At 39.2% G+C, this 17,292-nt stretch carries 16 protein-coding genes; 3 read left to right on the forward strand and 13 right to left on the reverse strand.

Going from position 1 to position 17,292, the window contains the following annotated elements; genetic code table 11:
* Nucleotides 1-24: 24 nt before the first annotated feature.
* Together BCG07_RS19565 and BCG07_RS19570 are read left to right on the forward strand one after the other, a co-directional pair.
* A complete protein-coding gene (locus BCG07_RS19565) occupies nt 25-1,308 on the forward strand; it encodes a YeaH/YhbH family protein (RefSeq protein ID WP_286891648.1) in 1,284 nt (427 codons plus the stop codon).
* A 17-nt stretch (nt 1,309-1,325) separates the two neighbouring features.
* Nucleotides 1,326-2,840: a SpoVR family protein gene (locus tag BCG07_RS19570; protein WP_286891649.1), complete on the forward strand. Its 1,515-nt coding sequence runs from the start codon at nt 1,326-1,328 to the stop codon at nt 2,838-2,840.
* 46 nt (nt 2,841-2,886) lie between these two features.
* On the opposite strand, the gene BCG07_RS19575 is transcribed toward BCG07_RS19570, so the two are convergent.
* Together BCG07_RS19575 and BCG07_RS19580 are read right to left on the reverse strand one after the other, a co-directional pair.
* On the reverse strand, nt 2,887-3,858 hold the full coding sequence (locus BCG07_RS19575; protein WP_006792404.1) for a sensor domain-containing diguanylate cyclase: 972 nt from the start codon (nt 3,856-3,858) through the stop codon (nt 2,887-2,889).
* A gap of 3 nt (nt 3,859-3,861) precedes the next feature.
* Nucleotides 3,862-4,866, reverse strand: coding sequence for a response regulator (locus BCG07_RS19580; RefSeq protein WP_010557595.1), 1,005 nt, complete (start codon nt 4,864-4,866; stop codon nt 3,862-3,864).
* A gap of 229 nt (nt 4,867-5,095) precedes the next feature.
* Between BCG07_RS19580 and tpx the strand changes: the two genes are divergently transcribed.
* Nucleotides 5,096-5,677: a thiol peroxidase gene (gene tpx, locus BCG07_RS19585; RefSeq protein WP_286891651.1), complete on the forward strand. Its 582-nt coding sequence runs from the start codon at nt 5,096-5,098 to the stop codon at nt 5,675-5,677.
* A 55-nt stretch (nt 5,678-5,732) separates the two neighbouring features.
* Here the strand turns inward: tpx and adk are convergent, their stop codons facing one another.
* From adk to BCG07_RS19640, 11 genes are all read right to left on the reverse strand, one after another.
* Nucleotides 5,733-6,377: an adenylate kinase gene (gene adk, locus BCG07_RS19590; RefSeq protein WP_006792401.1), complete on the reverse strand. Its 645-nt coding sequence runs from the start codon at nt 6,375-6,377 to the stop codon at nt 5,733-5,735.
* Between the two features lie 174 nt (nt 6,378-6,551).
* Nucleotides 6,552-8,465: a molecular chaperone HtpG gene (gene htpG, locus BCG07_RS19595; protein WP_008127682.1), complete on the reverse strand. Its 1,914-nt coding sequence runs from the start codon at nt 8,463-8,465 to the stop codon at nt 6,552-6,554.
* 103 nt (nt 8,466-8,568) lie between these two features.
* Complete coding sequence (locus tag BCG07_RS19600) at nt 8,569-9,276, reverse strand: RluA family pseudouridine synthase (RefSeq protein WP_286891655.1); 708 nt, start codon at nt 9,274-9,276, stop codon at nt 8,569-8,571.
* Between the two features lie 5 nt (nt 9,277-9,281).
* Nucleotides 9,282-11,183 carry an MFS transporter gene (locus BCG07_RS19605; RefSeq protein ID WP_286891656.1) on the reverse strand — a complete coding sequence of 634 codons (1,902 nt, stop codon included), beginning with the start codon at nt 11,181-11,183 and terminating at the stop codon, nt 9,282-9,284.
* A 173-nt stretch (nt 11,184-11,356) separates the two neighbouring features.
* On the reverse strand, nt 11,357-11,965 hold the full coding sequence (recR, locus tag BCG07_RS19610; RefSeq protein WP_286891658.1) for a recombination mediator RecR: 609 nt from the start codon (nt 11,963-11,965) through the stop codon (nt 11,357-11,359).
* A 6-nt stretch (nt 11,966-11,971) separates the two neighbouring features.
* Entirely contained in the window at nt 11,972-12,298 is a 327-nt protein-coding gene (locus BCG07_RS19615) for a YbaB/EbfC family nucleoid-associated protein (RefSeq protein ID WP_006792396.1), read from the reverse strand.
* Nucleotides 12,299-12,357: 59 nt separating this feature from the next.
* Nucleotides 12,358-14,853: a DNA polymerase III subunit gamma/tau gene (gene dnaX, locus BCG07_RS19620; RefSeq protein WP_286891661.1), complete on the reverse strand. Its 2,496-nt coding sequence runs from the start codon at nt 14,851-14,853 to the stop codon at nt 12,358-12,360.
* A 3-nt stretch (nt 14,854-14,856) separates the two neighbouring features.
* The gene (gene apt / locus BCG07_RS19625) at nt 14,857-15,402 is read right to left on the reverse strand and encodes an adenine phosphoribosyltransferase (protein WP_006792394.1); all 546 of its coding nucleotides are present in this window, start codon (nt 15,400-15,402) and stop codon (nt 14,857-14,859) included.
* A 169-nt stretch (nt 15,403-15,571) separates the two neighbouring features.
* The gene (locus tag BCG07_RS19630) at nt 15,572-15,694 is read right to left on the reverse strand and encodes a hypothetical protein (protein WP_008132255.1); all 123 of its coding nucleotides are present in this window, start codon (nt 15,692-15,694) and stop codon (nt 15,572-15,574) included.
* A gap of 71 nt (nt 15,695-15,765) precedes the next feature.
* On the reverse strand, nt 15,766-16,518 hold the full coding sequence (locus BCG07_RS19635) for an HvfC family RiPP maturation protein (protein WP_010557590.1): 753 nt from the start codon (nt 16,516-16,518) through the stop codon (nt 15,766-15,768).
* 36 nt (nt 16,519-16,554) lie between these two features.
* On the reverse strand, nt 16,555-17,292 hold a 738-nt coding region (locus tag BCG07_RS19640), incomplete at its 5' end, for an HvfB family MNIO-type RiPP peptide maturase (protein ID WP_286891663.1).

The following is a 17,292-nucleotide window of genomic DNA, read 5'->3' on the forward strand; positions in this document are numbered from 1 at the left end:
TAGTTGTGGTTTTAGGAGGTCATTATGGCACATTTTATAGACAGACGTTTAAACGGTAAAAATAAAAGCACCGTAAATCGTCAACGCTTCATTAGGCGTTATAAAAAACAGATAAAAGAAGCGGTGTCAGATGCAATAAATAAACGCAGTGTAACCGACTCTACATCGGGGGAAAGTATATCTATTCCGCAACGTGATATCAGCGAGCCTATCTTTCATCAAGGTAAAGGCGGGAATAAAAAACAAATACACCCAGGTAACGATCAGTTTGCAACAGGTGATAAAATAGAGCGACCAAAAGGTGGTCAAGGTGATGGTTCTGGACAAGGAGAGGCTAGCGACTCTGGCGAAGGGCAAGATGAATTTGTGTTCTCTATCTCAAAAGATGAGTACCTCGATTTACTTTTTGAAGATTTAGAACTTCCTAATCTTCAAGAAAATCAACTTGATAAACTTATACAAATGAAAACCCACCGAGCCGGTTTTTGCAGTGAAGGTATGCCAAGTAATATTGATATTGTTCGTTCGTTACAAGGGTCACTTGCTCGACGTGTTGCCATGAGTGCTGGAAAAAAGCGCCGCTTAGCCGATTTAGAAGCTCAGTTAAAAATATTAATACACGAACCTCATAGCGATAAAGCCGCTGTTGCACTTTTACAAAAAGAAATAAACCTACTTAAACAGCAAATTAAAGCTGTGCCATTTATTGATAACTACGACTTGCGTTTTAGAAATTACGAGAAGCGCCCCCACCCCACCAGCAAAGCGATTATGTTTTGTATTATGGATGTGTCAGGCTCTATGGACCAAGCCACAAAAGATATGGCAAAACGGTTTTATATTTTACTATATCAATTTTTAACGCGCAGTTATAAAAACATTGAAGTGGTCTATATCCGTCATCATACGCAAGCTACTGAAGTAGAAGAACAAACATTTTTTTACTCTCAAGAAACTGGGGGAACTATCGTATCGAGCGCACTTAAACTGATGGATAAAATAATTAAAGAGCGTTACAACGCAGACGAATGGAATGTATATGCAGCACAAGCATCTGATGGTGATAACTGGGCTGACGATACTCCTCATTGCGGACAAATATTACGTAATAGCATTTTAGATGCTGTTCGCTATTTTGCCTACATTGAAATCACAACACGTGCTCATCAAAGCCTATGGCGAGAATATTTAAATATTACGCAAACACATTCCAACTTTGCCATACAGCACATTCAAAGTGTTGAAGACATTTACCCTATATTTAGGGAGTTTTTTAAAAAAGGTCGGCAACAACAAGGGGCTGCATAACCAAGCGAGGTATTAATATGAATACTAAACGAATGAGTGGCGGCCCTGACTGGACTTTTGATTTGTTAACTGAGTATCAAACAGAAATAGCCCGCGTTGCAGACTTTTACCGGTTAGACATTTACCCTAATCAGATAGAGGTGATCACCGCCGAACAAATGATGGATGCGTACTCAAGTGTTGGGATGCCTATTGGTTACAACCATTGGTCTTACGGGAAAAAATTCATTCAAACTGAGCAAAACTATAAACGCGGACAAATGGGCCTCGCGTATGAAATAGTGATTAATTCAGACCCCTGTATTGCATATTTAATGGAAGAAAATACGTTACCGATGCAAGCACTAGTTATGGCGCACGCATGTTATGGCCACAACTCTTTTTTTAAAGGTAATTATTTATTTAAAACATGGACTGATGCCAGCTCTATCATTGATTACCTGGTATTTTCTAAAAATTATATACGTCGCTGCGAAGAAAAATACGGTGTAACAGCAGTAGAAACCTTACTAGACTCATGCCACGCACTCATGAACTATGGCGTTGATCGTTATAAACGCCCGCAACAAATTTCGTTATTCGAAGAGCAAAAGCGCCAAGAAGAACGCGAGGCTTATTTGCAATCTCAAGTGAACGAATTATGGCGAACAATCCCCGAACATCACCAAGAAGCAAAAAAGAAAGAACGCCACTTTCCTCAAGAGCCGCAAGAAAATATCTTGTATTTTATAGAAAAAAACGCACCACTTTTAGAACCTTGGCAACGTGAAGTTATTCGTATAGTGCGTAAAATATCACAATATTTTTACCCACAAAAACAAACACAAGTAATGAATGAAGGCTGGGCCACCTTTTGGCATTACACCATTTTAAATCACCTTTATGATGAAGGTAAACTTACCGACTCATTTATGCTGGAATTTTTACAAAGCCATACAAATGTTGTTTATCAACCACCTTACAATAGTCAGTATTATTCAGGTATCAACCCATATGCTTTAGGCTTCAATATGATGGTTGATATTAGGCGACTATGCGAACACCCAACGGAAGAAGATAAAAAATGGTTCCCTGAATATGCCGGAAGTAATTGGCTTGATACCCTTCATTTTGCTATGCAAAACTTTAAAGATGAAAGCTTTATAAGCCAGTTTTTATCCCCTAAATTAATTCGCGACTTTAAGCTTTTTACACTTATTGATAACGCGAGCGCTCCGCATTTAGAAATAGGCGCAATTCATAACGACAGTGGCTACAAAGCGGTAAGGGAAGCGCTTTCGGCTCAATATAACTTAAGTAATCATGAACCTAACATTCAAGTGTACGATGTTGATATCAGAGGGGATAGAGCGCTTACGCTTAGGTATGTGCCGCACAATAATATACCTTTAGCAAATACACATGAGGAAGTACTTAAGCATCTTTATAGATTATGGGGGTTTAAAGTAAAACTTGAACAAGTAGATAATAATGAAAAAATAACGACTATCGGACAATGCCCTAAAGATGACTCTCGACATACAACCGAGTGATTAAACTCAGAGCGGCAGACTAAAAATAATTAATAAAAAATGACGCTTAAGCGTCATTTTTTATATCGGCATAGGCAGTTACTTTATTTCGTCCATTCTTTTTAGATTGATACATAGCTTTATCTGCAGCTTCTATCCAGCGCTCATGGTCTTTAAACTCATTACTAAAACAGGCAAAACCAATACTCACTGTTACTTTCACTTCAAGTTGTTTATACATAACAGGACTTTGCTCAATTAATACCCTTAAGCGTTCAGCAAAAATTTCAGCCCCCTTTTCATCGGTATCTAATAAAGTAACTACAAACTCCTCACCACCGTACCTTCCTGCGATGTCCGTTTCGCGTAGTGTCGTTTTTAAAAGTTTTGACAAGTGGCGAAGTGCTTCATCACCACACGTGTGGCCATATTCATCATTTACGACTTTAAATCGATCGATATCAAACATCAGCAATGCACTAGAACCGCCATTGCGCTTAGTACGCAAAAACTCTTGCTTGAGCGTACTCTCCCAATGACCACGGTTATACAATTGAGTGAGGCTATCTGTTTGGCTTACTTGCTCTAGGCGGGCATTTAAATCCTCTAATTCTTTTTTATTTACCGCAATATCAGTTACATCATATAAAATAATACATATATGACTGACTTCTGCACGAATATTAGTTAAAGGTATAAAGGTTGCATTTTGATACATATACTCGGCTTTACCAGTGATAGGACGGTAATTTTTAAACCTAAATATATAAGGTTGCTGTTCCCATATTGTGAATGAGCGATTTTTTAAAACAAATACTGATTCAGATTTACTTCTAAACCATTTTTCGTCTATTGCAGGAAACAAATCAAATAAATCTTTATGCTTTACCGCACTTGGTAATAAGCCGGAATGGTTTTCCATGAACCCATTCCAAACACACACTCGGTAATCTCTATCAAGTACAACAAGACCCACATCAACGGTATTAAACATATCCATTAACCAATGGATCTCATTCATATCTAAATCAGCAGCCATAACTTAATCTTCTAATAGGTAAGCAACTTTGTATTTCAAAGTTTTTAGTGAGTCTTCGGTAAATAACAACATTAAATCACAGTTTATGTTGTGATTTTCAATGCCATAGCTAATTTCAATTGCAAGAGTGCGTTGCCAACGAGACTTGTTTGCTTTTACCAGTTCAGACACATCTCTATGCTGACCTAACACAATTGGGTGTCCTTGGCTGAATGACATGTCGAGCTGCTTAGAAAGACCCGTAAGAATTGCACCAATAAGGATATTACTAATATCCATTAGTAGCTCAAGCTCAACGTTATCGGTGAGTACACCGTCATAATTCATTAAAGACGCAATTTCTTTAAAACTAGAATCGTTGAGTAATAATAATGCTTCGCCAGATACACCACCACCTATAAAGCCCTGGCACACACCAGAAGTAGACGCATTATTATCTATGGAGCGAAGTGCCATATCTAGCTCACTCACCTCGAGAATATTTACATTAGGGATTGGTAATTCGACAAATACATTGAGTAACCTTGCTAGTAAGTCACCAGCCTGCCCCATTGCGACATTCGTCAGTTCTTGGTAGATGTCTCGAACGTCAGGGTCAACTTGCTCACCCAATGCATGGGACAAGCGTTCACGCATAGCTTTGTCTTTAATTCCATGATGCTCTATTATTTCGGCAAGCTTTTCTGGTGAGCAGGGTTTTTGAATAAAATCGATAGCGCCTAAATCAAGCACTCGTTGGTGGGCATTAGGTTGTATGTCGCCAGATACCACAACAGTAAGCACATTTAAGCCTAACTCTTTTATTGCCATCAACACTTCATACCCGTCCATTTCAGGCATGTTTAAATCAAGGAATAGAATTTCTGGGTCAACCGCTTTTATTTGCTTTATGCAATCAACACCGTTAATTGCAAACTCAACCTTTATGTCCCAGTCTTCCGGCAATGAGCGAGCTAACTGGCGCCTCGCTAATTTGGAATCATCACATACTAATACTGATGTTGGCATACTATCTCTCTATTTTTAAACCAAGTATTAACATCACAAAATGATAGTGGCTTTTATTTTTATTATTTAAGATATTTTTTGTAACTATATGTTAATCAAAGTTTCAGCGGTTTACAATTTATAAATCTCATAACTAATTCTTAGCAAGCAAGAACGCATAATCGCTTGGTTACTCATACGCAGTATAATACACTGTCACTTATTGCGTTAATTTAAAAGGAAATACCTTATGTATCGTACGTTCGCGTTTGTACTGAGTGCATTTTGCTCCGTTGCTATGGCAGCCGATTACCCAGAAAATACACTAGATGCAGGAAAAGTGTCAGTACAGGGCAAACCAATTACTTTAATGGGCGAAGGTGTCTCAGTAGGTGAAAGTGCGCCTGACTTTAAAGTAGTTGATGGAAACTTTACGCCTGTAACGCTCAAAAACTACAAAGGGCAAGCATTACTAATTAGCGTAGTACCAAGTTTAGATACCGGTGTGTGTAGTTTACAAACTAAACACTTTAACGAAAAAGTGGCGCTGCAATTTCCAAGTATTGAAATATTGACTGTAAGCGCTGATTTACCGTTCGCCCAAAAACGATTTTGTAAAGCTGAGAACATAGATAAAGTCATCACATTATCTGATTCGGTATGGCGTGATTTTGGCCAAAAATATGGTGTGATTATAAAAGATATGGGGCTTCTAACGCGCTCTATTTTTATACTCGATAAGAGCCACAAAGTGATTTATAAGCAATTAGTGAGTAACCTATCTACCGAGCCAGAATATGACAGTGTAATAGAAAAGCTTAAAACCTTATAGGTCTTTCTGTAAAACAAAAAAACCGCCAGCTGGCGGTTTTTTTGTGCGCTTTAAATTAACCTAAAAGCTCACCTAACTGTGCACTTACAACTTCTACGGCTTGTGTACCGTCAAGTTTATGGTACTGCGTGTTGCCTGCAGCGGCTTCAGCTTGGTAGTAATCAACCAACGGCATAGTTTGCTCATGGTAAATACCTAGACGTTTACGCACAGTCTCTTCTGTGTCGTCAGCGCGCACAATTAACTCTTCACCTGTTTCATCGTCTTTACCTTCCACTTTTGGTGGATTGTAAACAACATGGTAAACACGACCCGAGCCAGGATGAACGCGACGTCCGCCCATACGCTCTACAATTACTTCATCAGCAACATCAAATTCAATAACGTGATCAACTACTACGCCATTTTCTTTCATTGCATCTGCTTGTGGAATGGTACGTGGAAAGCCATCTAGTAAAAAACCTTTTTCGCAATCAGCTTTAGCAATACGCTCTTTAACTAAACCAATAATGATATCGTCAGAAATTAGCTGACCTGCGTCCATTACTTTTTTTGCTTCTAAGCCAAGTGGAGTGCCTTCTTTAATTGCAGCACGTAGCATATCGCCAGTCGAAATTTGTGGAATACCGTACTTGTCCATTAAAAACTGAGCTTGAGTACCTTTACCTGCACCCGGCGCGCCCAAAAGAATAATGCGCATATCATTGTCCCCTAGTATGAGAGTTTATTTTTAAAGCCTGAATTCTTCCATAAGCGCCGCTGATACTCAAGCAACTTATACTAATTGCCTAGTTTATAGCGCATAAAAAAAGGAAGCCTCGGCTTCCTTTTTTAATATGTACAATATTTATACTTTTAATAACTTAATATAAATTTATTTGCTTAGCTCTAACATTAATTTATTTAGGCGTGTAACAAACCCTGTTGGGTCTTTTAATGTTCCGCGCTCTGCAAGTAATGCTTGGTCTAATAGTACATGTGACCATTGTGAAAATTTATCTTCATCTTGTTCGTCATTTAAATGTTTCACAAGTTGATGCTCTGGGTTTAGCTCAAACACAGGCTTAGCCTCTGGCGCCGCTTGACCAACAGACTCCATTAGCTTTTGCATTTGCGAACTCATGTCGTTGTCATCACTTACAACACATGCTGGAGAGTCAGTTAAACGGTGTGTGAAACGCACTTCTTTAACATCATCTCCTAAGGCTGTTTTAATGCGTTCTACTAAGCCGGCCATCTCTTTTTCAGACTCTTCTTGCGCTTTCTTTGTCTCTTCATCATCAAGCTTGCCTAGGTCTAAGTCACCACGTGTGATTGACTGAAGTGGCTTATCTGCAAACTCAGTTAGGTGGCTCATCATCCACTCGTCAACACGATCGCTTAGTAATAATACCTCAATGCCTTTTTTGCGGAAAATCTCTAAATGCGGCGAGTTTTTAGCAGCGGTAAAGGTATCGGCTACCACGTAATATATTTTATCTTGCCCTTCGTTCATGCGCTCAACATATTGCTCAAGCGACACATCTTGCGTCTGTGAATCTGTATGAGTAGAAGAAAAACGAAGTAACTTGCAAATCGCTTCTTTATTTGCAGCGTCTTCCGCTGGGCCTTCTTTCATCACCTGACCAAACTCATTCCAAAATACTTGGTAATCGTCAGCTTTGTTTTTAGCCATACGCTCAAGCATTTTAATGATACGCGAGGTACACCCTTTACGAATCGCTTGGGTTACTTTGTTATCTTGTAAAATTTCACGCGATACATTTAATGGTAAATCGTTTGAATCTAATAAACCCTTCACAAAACGTAAGTAGCTTGGCATAAACTGCTCAGCATCATCCATTACAAACACACGTTGAACGTATAGTTTTAAACCACTTTGACGCTCACGGTTCCATAAATCGAAAGGTGCCTTTTTAGGGATATATAAAAGGCTAGTGTACTCAGTTTTACCTTCAACTTTATTATGTGCCCAACTTAGCGGATCTTCCCAGTCATGGCTCACATGCTTGTAAAACTCTTTGTATTCTTCATCAGAAAGCTCTGATTTATCACGCGTCCACAATGCCGTGGCGCGGTTAATGCTTTCCCACTCACCCGGTACTGCTGGAATCTTTTCGCCATCTTCGCCTTCAGATTCTGGTACTTCTGCTTTGTACATTTGTACAGGCGTAGAAATATGATCTGAGTATTTAGTCACAATGCTACGTAAACGGAATTCGTCTGCAAATTCTTTTTCGTCTTCGCGAAGGTGTAAAGTAATTTCGGTACCACGGCCTTCTTTTTCAATTTCTTGCAGCGTGTACTCGCCTTCACCTTTAGACTCCCACTCATAAGCAGTTGTTTCACCCGCTTTACGTGTGCGAACAGTCACTAAATCAGCAACAATAAATGCAGAGTAAAAACCAACACCAAACTGACCAATAAGTTGTGAATCTTTGCTCTGATCGCCCGTTAAGTTTTTGAAAAACTCAGCAGTGCCCGATTTTGCAATAGTGCCTAAAGAGTTAATCACTTCTTCACGCGTCATACCGATGCCGTTATCTGAAATAGTAACGGTATTGGCCTCTTTATCTGCGCTGATACGAACGCGAAGGTCTGCATCACCTTGGTAAAGATCACCATTTGAAAGCGCTAAAAAGCGTAGCTTGTCGGCTGCATCTGATGCATTTGATACAAGCTCACGTAAAAAAATCTCTTTGTTTGAATAAAGAGAATGAATCATTAAGTTTAATAGTTGTTTTACTTCTGTTTGAAAGCCTAATGTTTCTTTTTGTGCTGCAGTCATTTATATATCTCCAATTAGCAAAGTGTCTGCGTTATGCACTTAATATGGGGGGAGCTAATAGAACTTCAAGGGAAAAAATTAAAAAATGTAATGTTAATTCACACTAAAATGGGCTTGGGCAATGGATGTGAATTGCTTGATTTGTAGTGGGATGTTCAAAAAACAGATCGCTTGCATGCAACTGTAGACGTTTTGATAGCTTTTCACTTTGTGCACTCTTATACAGGTCGCACCCTAAAATAGGGTGGCCTATAAAATGACTATGTATGCGTAGCTGATGAGTACGCCCAGTCAAAGGAGAAAAGCGTACATAAGTTCTAATAGGGTTAGCAAGATGCTTTATAACGTTAAACTCGGTAACAGCTGGCTTCCCCTCTAGTTTACAAATTTTTACTCGCGGAAATAACTGTGTGTCTTTAGCAATGGGCGCATCGATTTGCCCTCTATCTTCGCTTATACACCCCTGCAACATTGCTACATAATGCTTTTTTACACTGCGTAATTGAAACTGCTTATTTAAACGCTTTGAGCTCACATCGTTAAGGCTTACAAGCATTATTCCCGATGTGCCTAAATCTAATCGATGAACTAATTTAGCGTTTAAAAAGGCCGGCGTTACTCCTTTTTGCCCATTTACTAGACGATAATGTACTGAGTCCCAATTTTCTGAATTTTTCCCTGATAAACTCAGCAACCCGCTGGGTTTATTAATGACTAAAATATCGTTATCTTGATACAAAATACTAAACGTATCTATGCATTTTGGCGCTATAAAATTATCGACAATAGGGTTTGTTTCGCTGCTTTTCATGCCTATTAATCATTATCTTTAGAGTAAAGTAGTTTTAAATCTAACACTCGTTGACGCAGATTATCCGCCTTTGCTTTATTTGCCGTAACAGGCTCACCAACAGATACAGAGACTAACGACCACTTTAAACGAGGTAATTGCCACTTTGTTTTTCGGCTAAACATACTGCCCCAAAGCCCACCTAAATGCACAGGCACAACAGCAACAGGCGTTCGCTCAATTATTCTCTCTACACCTCTTTTAAACATATCAACACAGCCATCACCTGTTAATTTACCCTCAGGGAAAATACCCACAAGCTCGCCGCGTTCAAGTGCCTCAGCAACATCGTCAAACGCCTTTTTAAAAGCTTTAGGGTTTGCTTTTTCGCTATCAATCGGTATTGCTTTAGCCATTTTAAATAACCAGTGCAACGCAGGAGAATAATAAATTGGCGCAAAAACCATGAAACGAATTGGTCTTGGTGACGCTGCTAAAATAAACATCCAATCAACAAAACTGACATGATTGGCAACAATAACCGCTGCACCTTCCTCTGGTATATTTATTTCGCCTCTGGTTTTCACGCGATACATGCAAATAGCTAAAATATAGATAATAAAACGCAAGAAAAACTCAGGTACTTTGGTATAAATATACAATGAAATCAGTAAGTTTAACCCTGCAAGTAAAAGCAATAATTCTGAGATACTCCACTCTAAAATAGACAATGTCACAATACTTAAAATGGCACTGCACACCATAAACAGTGCATTAAGTACGTTGTTAGCGGCAATAACACGAGACCGACACGCCTCTTCTGTTCTTTGTTGTATCAAAGCATACAAAGGAACAGTATAAAAACCTGATGCTATACCAATACCGGCCATCCACACAAAGTGCCAGCGCATATCGCCAGTATTTAATACCTGCTTTAAGGTTAATAATTCATCGATTTGCACACCATAACTTAAAATAGCGGGCTCTGTACTGAGCAAGTATAAAAATAGGGTAATTAAGATGGCACCAAAGGGCACAATGCCTAACTCAATACGCGAACGCGAAAGTTTTTCACATAATAAAGAACCAATAGCAATACTTAACGAAAACACCACCAGCGCACTGGTTACTACTAATTCGTTCCCCCCCATTACGTGCTTAACATAATTTGGTAATGTGGTTAGCACAATGGCGCCTATTAACCAAAACCAGCTTATACCTAAGACTGATTTTCCCACAGACTCTGTTTGCGAATTAAGTGCTGAAAACACATTTTTTGTAGAGGTATAAATATTGTAGGTAAACGCTAAGTTAGGTTCATTCGCTGCACTTATTGGTATAAAGCGGCTACTCACATAACCAATTACTGCAAGCACGAGTACTGCAATGCTAATAATTTCGGGGCCTACGTCTTGCGTAATGTAATAAGTACCAAAAATAGTCCCTAGTAAAATGGCAACAAAGGTACCCGATTCAACTAACCCATTCGCTTTTGTTAATTCGTTCGGGGCAACGTGCTGCGGTAAAATAGAATATTTTAACGGACCAAAAAATGTACTTTGAAACCCCATGAAAAATATAGTGCTGAGCATAAGCCAAATAGACTGGGTATAAATAGATAGTGCCCCAACAACCATAATAGGAACTTCGCAAAGTTTTACAAACCTGATTAATTTTGATTTTTCTGTTTTCTCAGCAAGCTGCCCTGCCATACCCGAAAATAAAAAAAACGGTAAAATAAATAAGCCTGCTGCAATATTTGAATAGAGCGCACCATCGGCCAATGTTGCAGCTTGAAAAACCAGTAAAATAAGCACCGACTGCTTATAGACATTATCGTTAACGGCAGAAAAAAACTGGGTAATAAACAAAGGTAAAAATCGCTTACTATTAAGTAAGCCGCTTTGATTTGTTGAATGCGTTTTCATTGTGATCCTTACGTTTTAACTCTAAATAAACCTATCTCAAAAAGGGCTTTGATTACTTAGCCGTCAAATTAACTGCACACTATTTTTAGCTAGCTTACCTTAAAAACAAAAAAGCCTACATAAATTAATTACGTAGGCTTTTACATATCTTTTCAAACAGTCGCTTTAATAAACTATTCTTGTGCAACCACGCGGCGCCCACTAAAAGCATGCATTAGGGTTCTACCATCAACTAAATCAAGTTCGCCTCCAACCGGAATACCGTGCGCTATTCGCGAGGCGCCCACATTATTTTTGTGGCAAAGCTGGGCAATATAATGCGCAGTCGTCTCACCCTCAACACTAGGATTTGTTGCTAGTATTACTTCGTTAATGCCGCCTTGAGAAAGTTTTTGCTCTAAAACATCTAAGCCTATTTCTTTAGGGCCAATACCATCAATGGGTGATAAATGCCCCATAAGAACAAAATATAAACCTAAATACTGACCCGTTTGCTCAATGGCAAGTACATCAGTAGGCGACTCAACAACACATAACGTACCGCTGTCTTGGCGTTTTGTACTTAAGCAGATGTCACATTGAGGTTGCTCACAAAAAGTTCGGCACGTTTGGCAATGACCTATTGCTGTCATTGCCTTAGTAAGCGCGCTACCTAGTTGTGTACCACCTTTGCGATCACGTTCAAGCAAATGAAATGCAATACGCTGTGCAGACTTTGGGCCAATACCCGGTTGACACCGCAATGCTTCAATAAGCTGATTTAAACTATCTGAAAGTTGCATTGTTTGTTAAAACGGCATTTTCATACCTGGTGGTAATTGCATACCGCCAGTTACTTTGCTCATTCGTTCTTGCGTTTCTTCAGCTACACGGCGCACAGCATCGTTACATGCCGCTGCAAGTAAGTCTTCAATCATGTCTTTGTCGTCTTCCATAAGGCTTTCATCAAGCTCTACGCGACGAACATTGTGGTTACCAAGCATGGTTACTTTAACTAAGCCTGCACCCGCTTCACCAACAACTTCCATTGTTGCAATTTCGTCTTGGGCTTTTTGCATGCGCTCTTGCATTTGCTGCGCTTGCTTCATCATGTTACCCATTCCACCTTTAAACATAATTTTCTCTCTTTCTTTTAATCTTTAATTGTCATGAAGATAAGGGCGATTGTATGTAATTACAATGCCTGAATACTGTTTTCGTCAATTTCGGCGCTAAATAACTGTTGAAATTGTACTATGTTTTCGTCACTTGTGATCACATCTATTGCTTGCTGATGGCGCCCTGCATCTATTTTTTGTTGAATTAAATAAGGCGAATCGATAACCCCTTGAGCAAATTTTATACTCAGCGACACATTGTGATCGTAAATACTCGATAATGCGGCATCAAGTTTTTGGCGAAGCATTGGCGTATCTAGGTGTTTTTGCGATTCATCAACATCTATATGTAAGTTACTTCCCTGCTTCGTAAAAATTGAATGCAGCGCAAATTGGCGCATTCGTCCACCCAGCCCCATACGTTTTATCAAATAAGCCCACTCGTCTTGCTGATGAGCAAACTTTATTTCACTTATTGGGCTTTGAAAATCATCTGGAACCGGAATACTTTCCTCTTGTGGAGCTGGAGCAGGCACACTTTGAGGGTTAATTTGTTTTAGTAACTCAGGCGCTAAATTTTCAGTGATTGTTTGATGCTTAGCTTTAAAATCAACTTTTTGTGCTTTTGTAGCGACTACACTGGGGCGTTTTGCTTGGCTCCCGCTAACAGGGAGCTCAGACTTTTTTTCATGCTCGCCTGTATTATAGTCATCCCACGGCGGTGGGTTAGTAGATTGCACAGAAGCCGCTTGAGGGTGTTCTGTGTTTTCAGAATGAGTGTGTATATCTGTATTAGTGGCTTCACTTTGCTCTACAATTGGCGAACCAACCAGCCTGTTACTTTGCTCATTATTATCAGCTTCAGGTTTTTCAGACACTGGCGGCTGAGCTATATTATTACCTGATAACCTGCCTGAACCTGATATATTTCTGTCACGTAAGATGCGTGCAATGGCCGATTGTGCCTGAGACTCTTTATCATGCAGTGAAGCTGCATCCAAAGAGACTGGAGCGCTTGGAGATTCAGCCTGTTGCGATGTGCTTTGAGTTTGAGGATTAAAACCTTGATCTAGCGCGCTACTCATTACATCATCGAATTGTGCAGCTAATGTTTGCTCTACATCATTGTGCTGCATGTATGCTTCATTTTCGCTGTTACGCTGTGCTTGCTCATCACTTATTTGCTTCGCAGGTGTATTTTGGCTCGTTTCAGTTTGAGCCTCTTCGTTTTCAACCTGTAAATGCTCTACGTGAGCAGAATCAACAGGCGTGTCAGTGGCCGTGGGGGTTACTTGCTCATGCTGTTCTGCACTTATAATCGATTTTTCAGCTGGTTGCTGTACAATGTTTGTGTCGCTATGATTAGCAGCGTTATTAGTACTTTCAGGCTTATTTTTACTTAAAATATCGCGCAGTGCATTGGCTCGGCTTTCAGTGTTACGTGCCGGCAATTGAGGTGTATTTATCTCTTTCTGCTGATTTTCGTTTCCTGCAGGCTGAAATGCAAGTAACCTCAGCAAAATCATTTCAAACCCTAAACGTGGTTCAGGGGCCCATTGTAAATCTTTTTTACCGTTTAAAAGTAACTGGTAATAAACCTGCACTTGCTGCGCACTGGTGTGCTCTGCAACGTGTTTTATGTAATCAGCATTGGTCTCATCAAGCCCAGCAGCTTGAGGCACTAGCTGGGTAAGCTGGGTTAAGTGCGTTAATGAAATTAAATCATCAAGTAACGCTATATAATTTGGATTTTTGCTCGCTACATTTGCTATTTCGCTCATGAGCGCAGCGCCATCTTGACTTAGTAATGCTGCTAATAAACTTTGGCTGTAGTGTGTATCCATTAAACCAAGCATAGCTTGAACCGCTTGATTATTAATATCACCATTCGTTTGTGCTATAGCTTGATCGGTTAAGCTAAGCGCATCGCGCATACTGCCATCTGCAGCTTTTGCAATAACGCTAAGTGCATCGTTATCAAAGCGCAGTTGTTCTTGAGTCAAAACGTGTTGAAGCTGTGTTTTAATTTCACTTTGCGATAAGGCGTTTAAATTAAACTGTAAACATCGCGATAAAATAGTAACGGGTAACTTTTGGGGATCGGTGGTTGCGAGTAAAAATTTCACATGCTCTGGCGGTTCTTCAAGCGTTTTTAAAAGCGCATTAAAACTATGCTTTGAAAGCATGTGAACTTCATCTATTAGGTATACTTTGTAACGCCCGCGCGTAGGTGCGTATTGAACGTTATCAAGTATTTCACGCGTATCTTCTACTTTAGTACGAGAGGCAGCATCAATTTCTAGCAAGTCAATGTAGCGCCCTGCTTCAATATCTGTACAGCTGCTACATTGCCCACAAGGAGATGCCGAAATACCTTCGTCGCAATTTAAGCTTTTTGCAAAAATACGCGCAATAGTTGTTTTACCAACACCTCGGGTTCCAGTGAATAAATACGCGTGGTGCAGTCTATTTTGTGTAAGCGCATTAACAAGCGCTTGTTTAACATGAGACTGCCCAACCAATTCATGAAAGGTTTGTGGACGCCATTTTCTCGCTAGAACCTGATAACTCATCGATTATTCGCCTTCGAATTCAACCAACTTTAAGATTTTGATACCCATTTTTTCAATGCGTTGTTCGCCACCTAATTCAGGCAATGATACAACAAATGCTGCATCAGTAGCCTCACCGCCTAACTTATTAACTAGTTTAGCAGTCGCTTCAATAGTACCGCCAGTTGCTAGAAGGTCATCAACAAGGAGTACCTTATCACCGGGTACAATTGCATCAACATGAAGTTCTAGCGTGTCTTCACCGTATTCTAATAGGTAATCTTGGCGAATAACTTCGCGCGGTAATTTGCCAGGCTTACGCACTGGAATAAAAGGAATACCTAAAGCATAAGATAAAGGCGCACCAAAAATAAAGCCACGTGATTCTGTGCCAATAATTTTTGTAAAACCTTGGTCTTTATATTCGGTTATAAACGCATCAATAGTAGCCTTGAACGCTTCAGGGTTGGCCATTAATGTAGTTACATCGCGAAACATAATGCCCGCTTTAGGATAATCAGCAATTGTTGCAATGCTGTTTTTAATAATTGCTGGTGTTACTTGAGTCATAAGTTTTACTGCTCAATGGTTGATATTACAAAGCAGGTGATTATAACCTTAAGTGAACTTTAATTGCGAGTTTGCTGTGACTTTAACGAAAATATTGAACAGTTATAGAGGATAGAAAAGCAAAGCATTAAGGCTGATGCTGACAACAGCCTTAAACTATAAATACGTTTTAGGTTAAGCTGGTGATCCAACCTAAAATTGCATTTAAACAACCAATACCTGCAAATACCGCTAGAAAAGCAATAAAATAAGTAGCGTTAAACGGATCTTTAAAATCTTTATCATCTGACATGGTACAACCTTTTATTAAGCACGATAAATAAGGCTGCCATGATAGACGATGTAAAAACATCAATAAAGGCCTTAATCTTGATTTTTTGTCACTATTACACCGCGTTCAATCAGCGCATTGAGTGTCACAAGGGCCCCTTGTGTTATTTGCTCTTCGTTAAACTGAGGAGCCTGCATAATCACCTGTTGGCATAGATTATCAAATGTAATGCCTTCAACGCTTTCAATGATAGAGAGTAATAAAGCCGTCATTGCATTAGTTGCTAAAAACTGTACTTCATCTTCTTCATCTCTATAAACAACAAAATAGTTAGGTACAGTCGATGGTTCTTTTGGCCGGACCTGGTCACTTATAGTTTGCACTGGATATTGATAACTCAAATTTCTCGCTACGCTTGATAGAAATAATGGACTTTTAGTTAACGCTGTTTGTTGTAGTTTTCTCTCATTGGGGTCTTCGTTTGCTATTGAAACGTCAAGCTCTATCCATTCATAATGCGCAAGTTCTAACATAAAAGCAGGATCATAGCTTTTCATTTCATAACTACTGGATAAGTAATTAATAAATTCCCCTGCTATATCTAAAAAGTATGGTGATTGACAATTATATTCACTAAAAAACTGCCTGATCAATTTGTTCCATTGTTTGTCACTATAAAGCGTTTTTAACACTGGGTAACCGGAAGAAATGAATCCCTCTATGTTATTAAAGAATAGGTCGCGATATATAGCCATGCGTCTATCTTCAATATCAGTTGGCTTTTTATTTTTTTTTGGCTCACGTATGTGCGCCATAAATTCATTTTGAACATCTATAAAGCTCATAGCTTGATACTCATTACTGTGTGATTCGCGTTAACTTTAAGCTCGTTGTTTTGAAAGCTCAGGATTTAGATACTTTTGTTGCAACTGAATAATAATATCAAGCTCTTTAGTGAGTACATTTATCTCTGGAATATTAAAATCTCGCTCAAGAAGCGTTGGAAATACGCCATGTACCTTATAAGCTTTATCAAGTAACTCCCAAACTGGATCAATAACATCGGCGCCATGAGTATCGACTATCAAATCATTAGCCTCATTATAATGTCCCGCAACATGCCCATAAGCGATACGTTTTGTAGGTAAGCCAGCTAAGAAAGTATTTGCGTCATAACCATGGTTTATAGAATTAACATAAATATTATTTACATCAAGCAACAATTTACAATCTGCTTGCTCTAAAATTTCAGTAGTAAATTCGAGTTCAGTTAACTCTTGGCCTGGCGCACCGTAGTAAGATACATTTTCCATCGCAACAGGTCGTTCAAGAATATCTTGAACTTGCTTAATTCGGGGGACAACGTGCGCTATTGCCTCTTTGGTAAAAGGGATGGGCATTAAATCATACATATGGCCTTGACCAGAGCAATAACTCAAATGCTCACTAAACATTTTAATGTTGTGCTGATCAAAAAAGACTTTTAGCGATTTAATAAATTCAATATCAAGCGGCTCTGGCGAACCTATTGATAAAGACAAGCCATGACATACAAAATTATTAGCATCGGTTAATGTTTTAAACTGCTTTTTAAATCGGCCGCCCAGTTTTAACCAATT

Source organism: Pseudoalteromonas sp. ESRF-bin5 (genome assembly GCF_002632075.1).
Classification (GTDB): domain Bacteria; phylum Pseudomonadota; class Gammaproteobacteria; order Enterobacterales; family Alteromonadaceae; genus Pseudoalteromonas; species Pseudoalteromonas marina.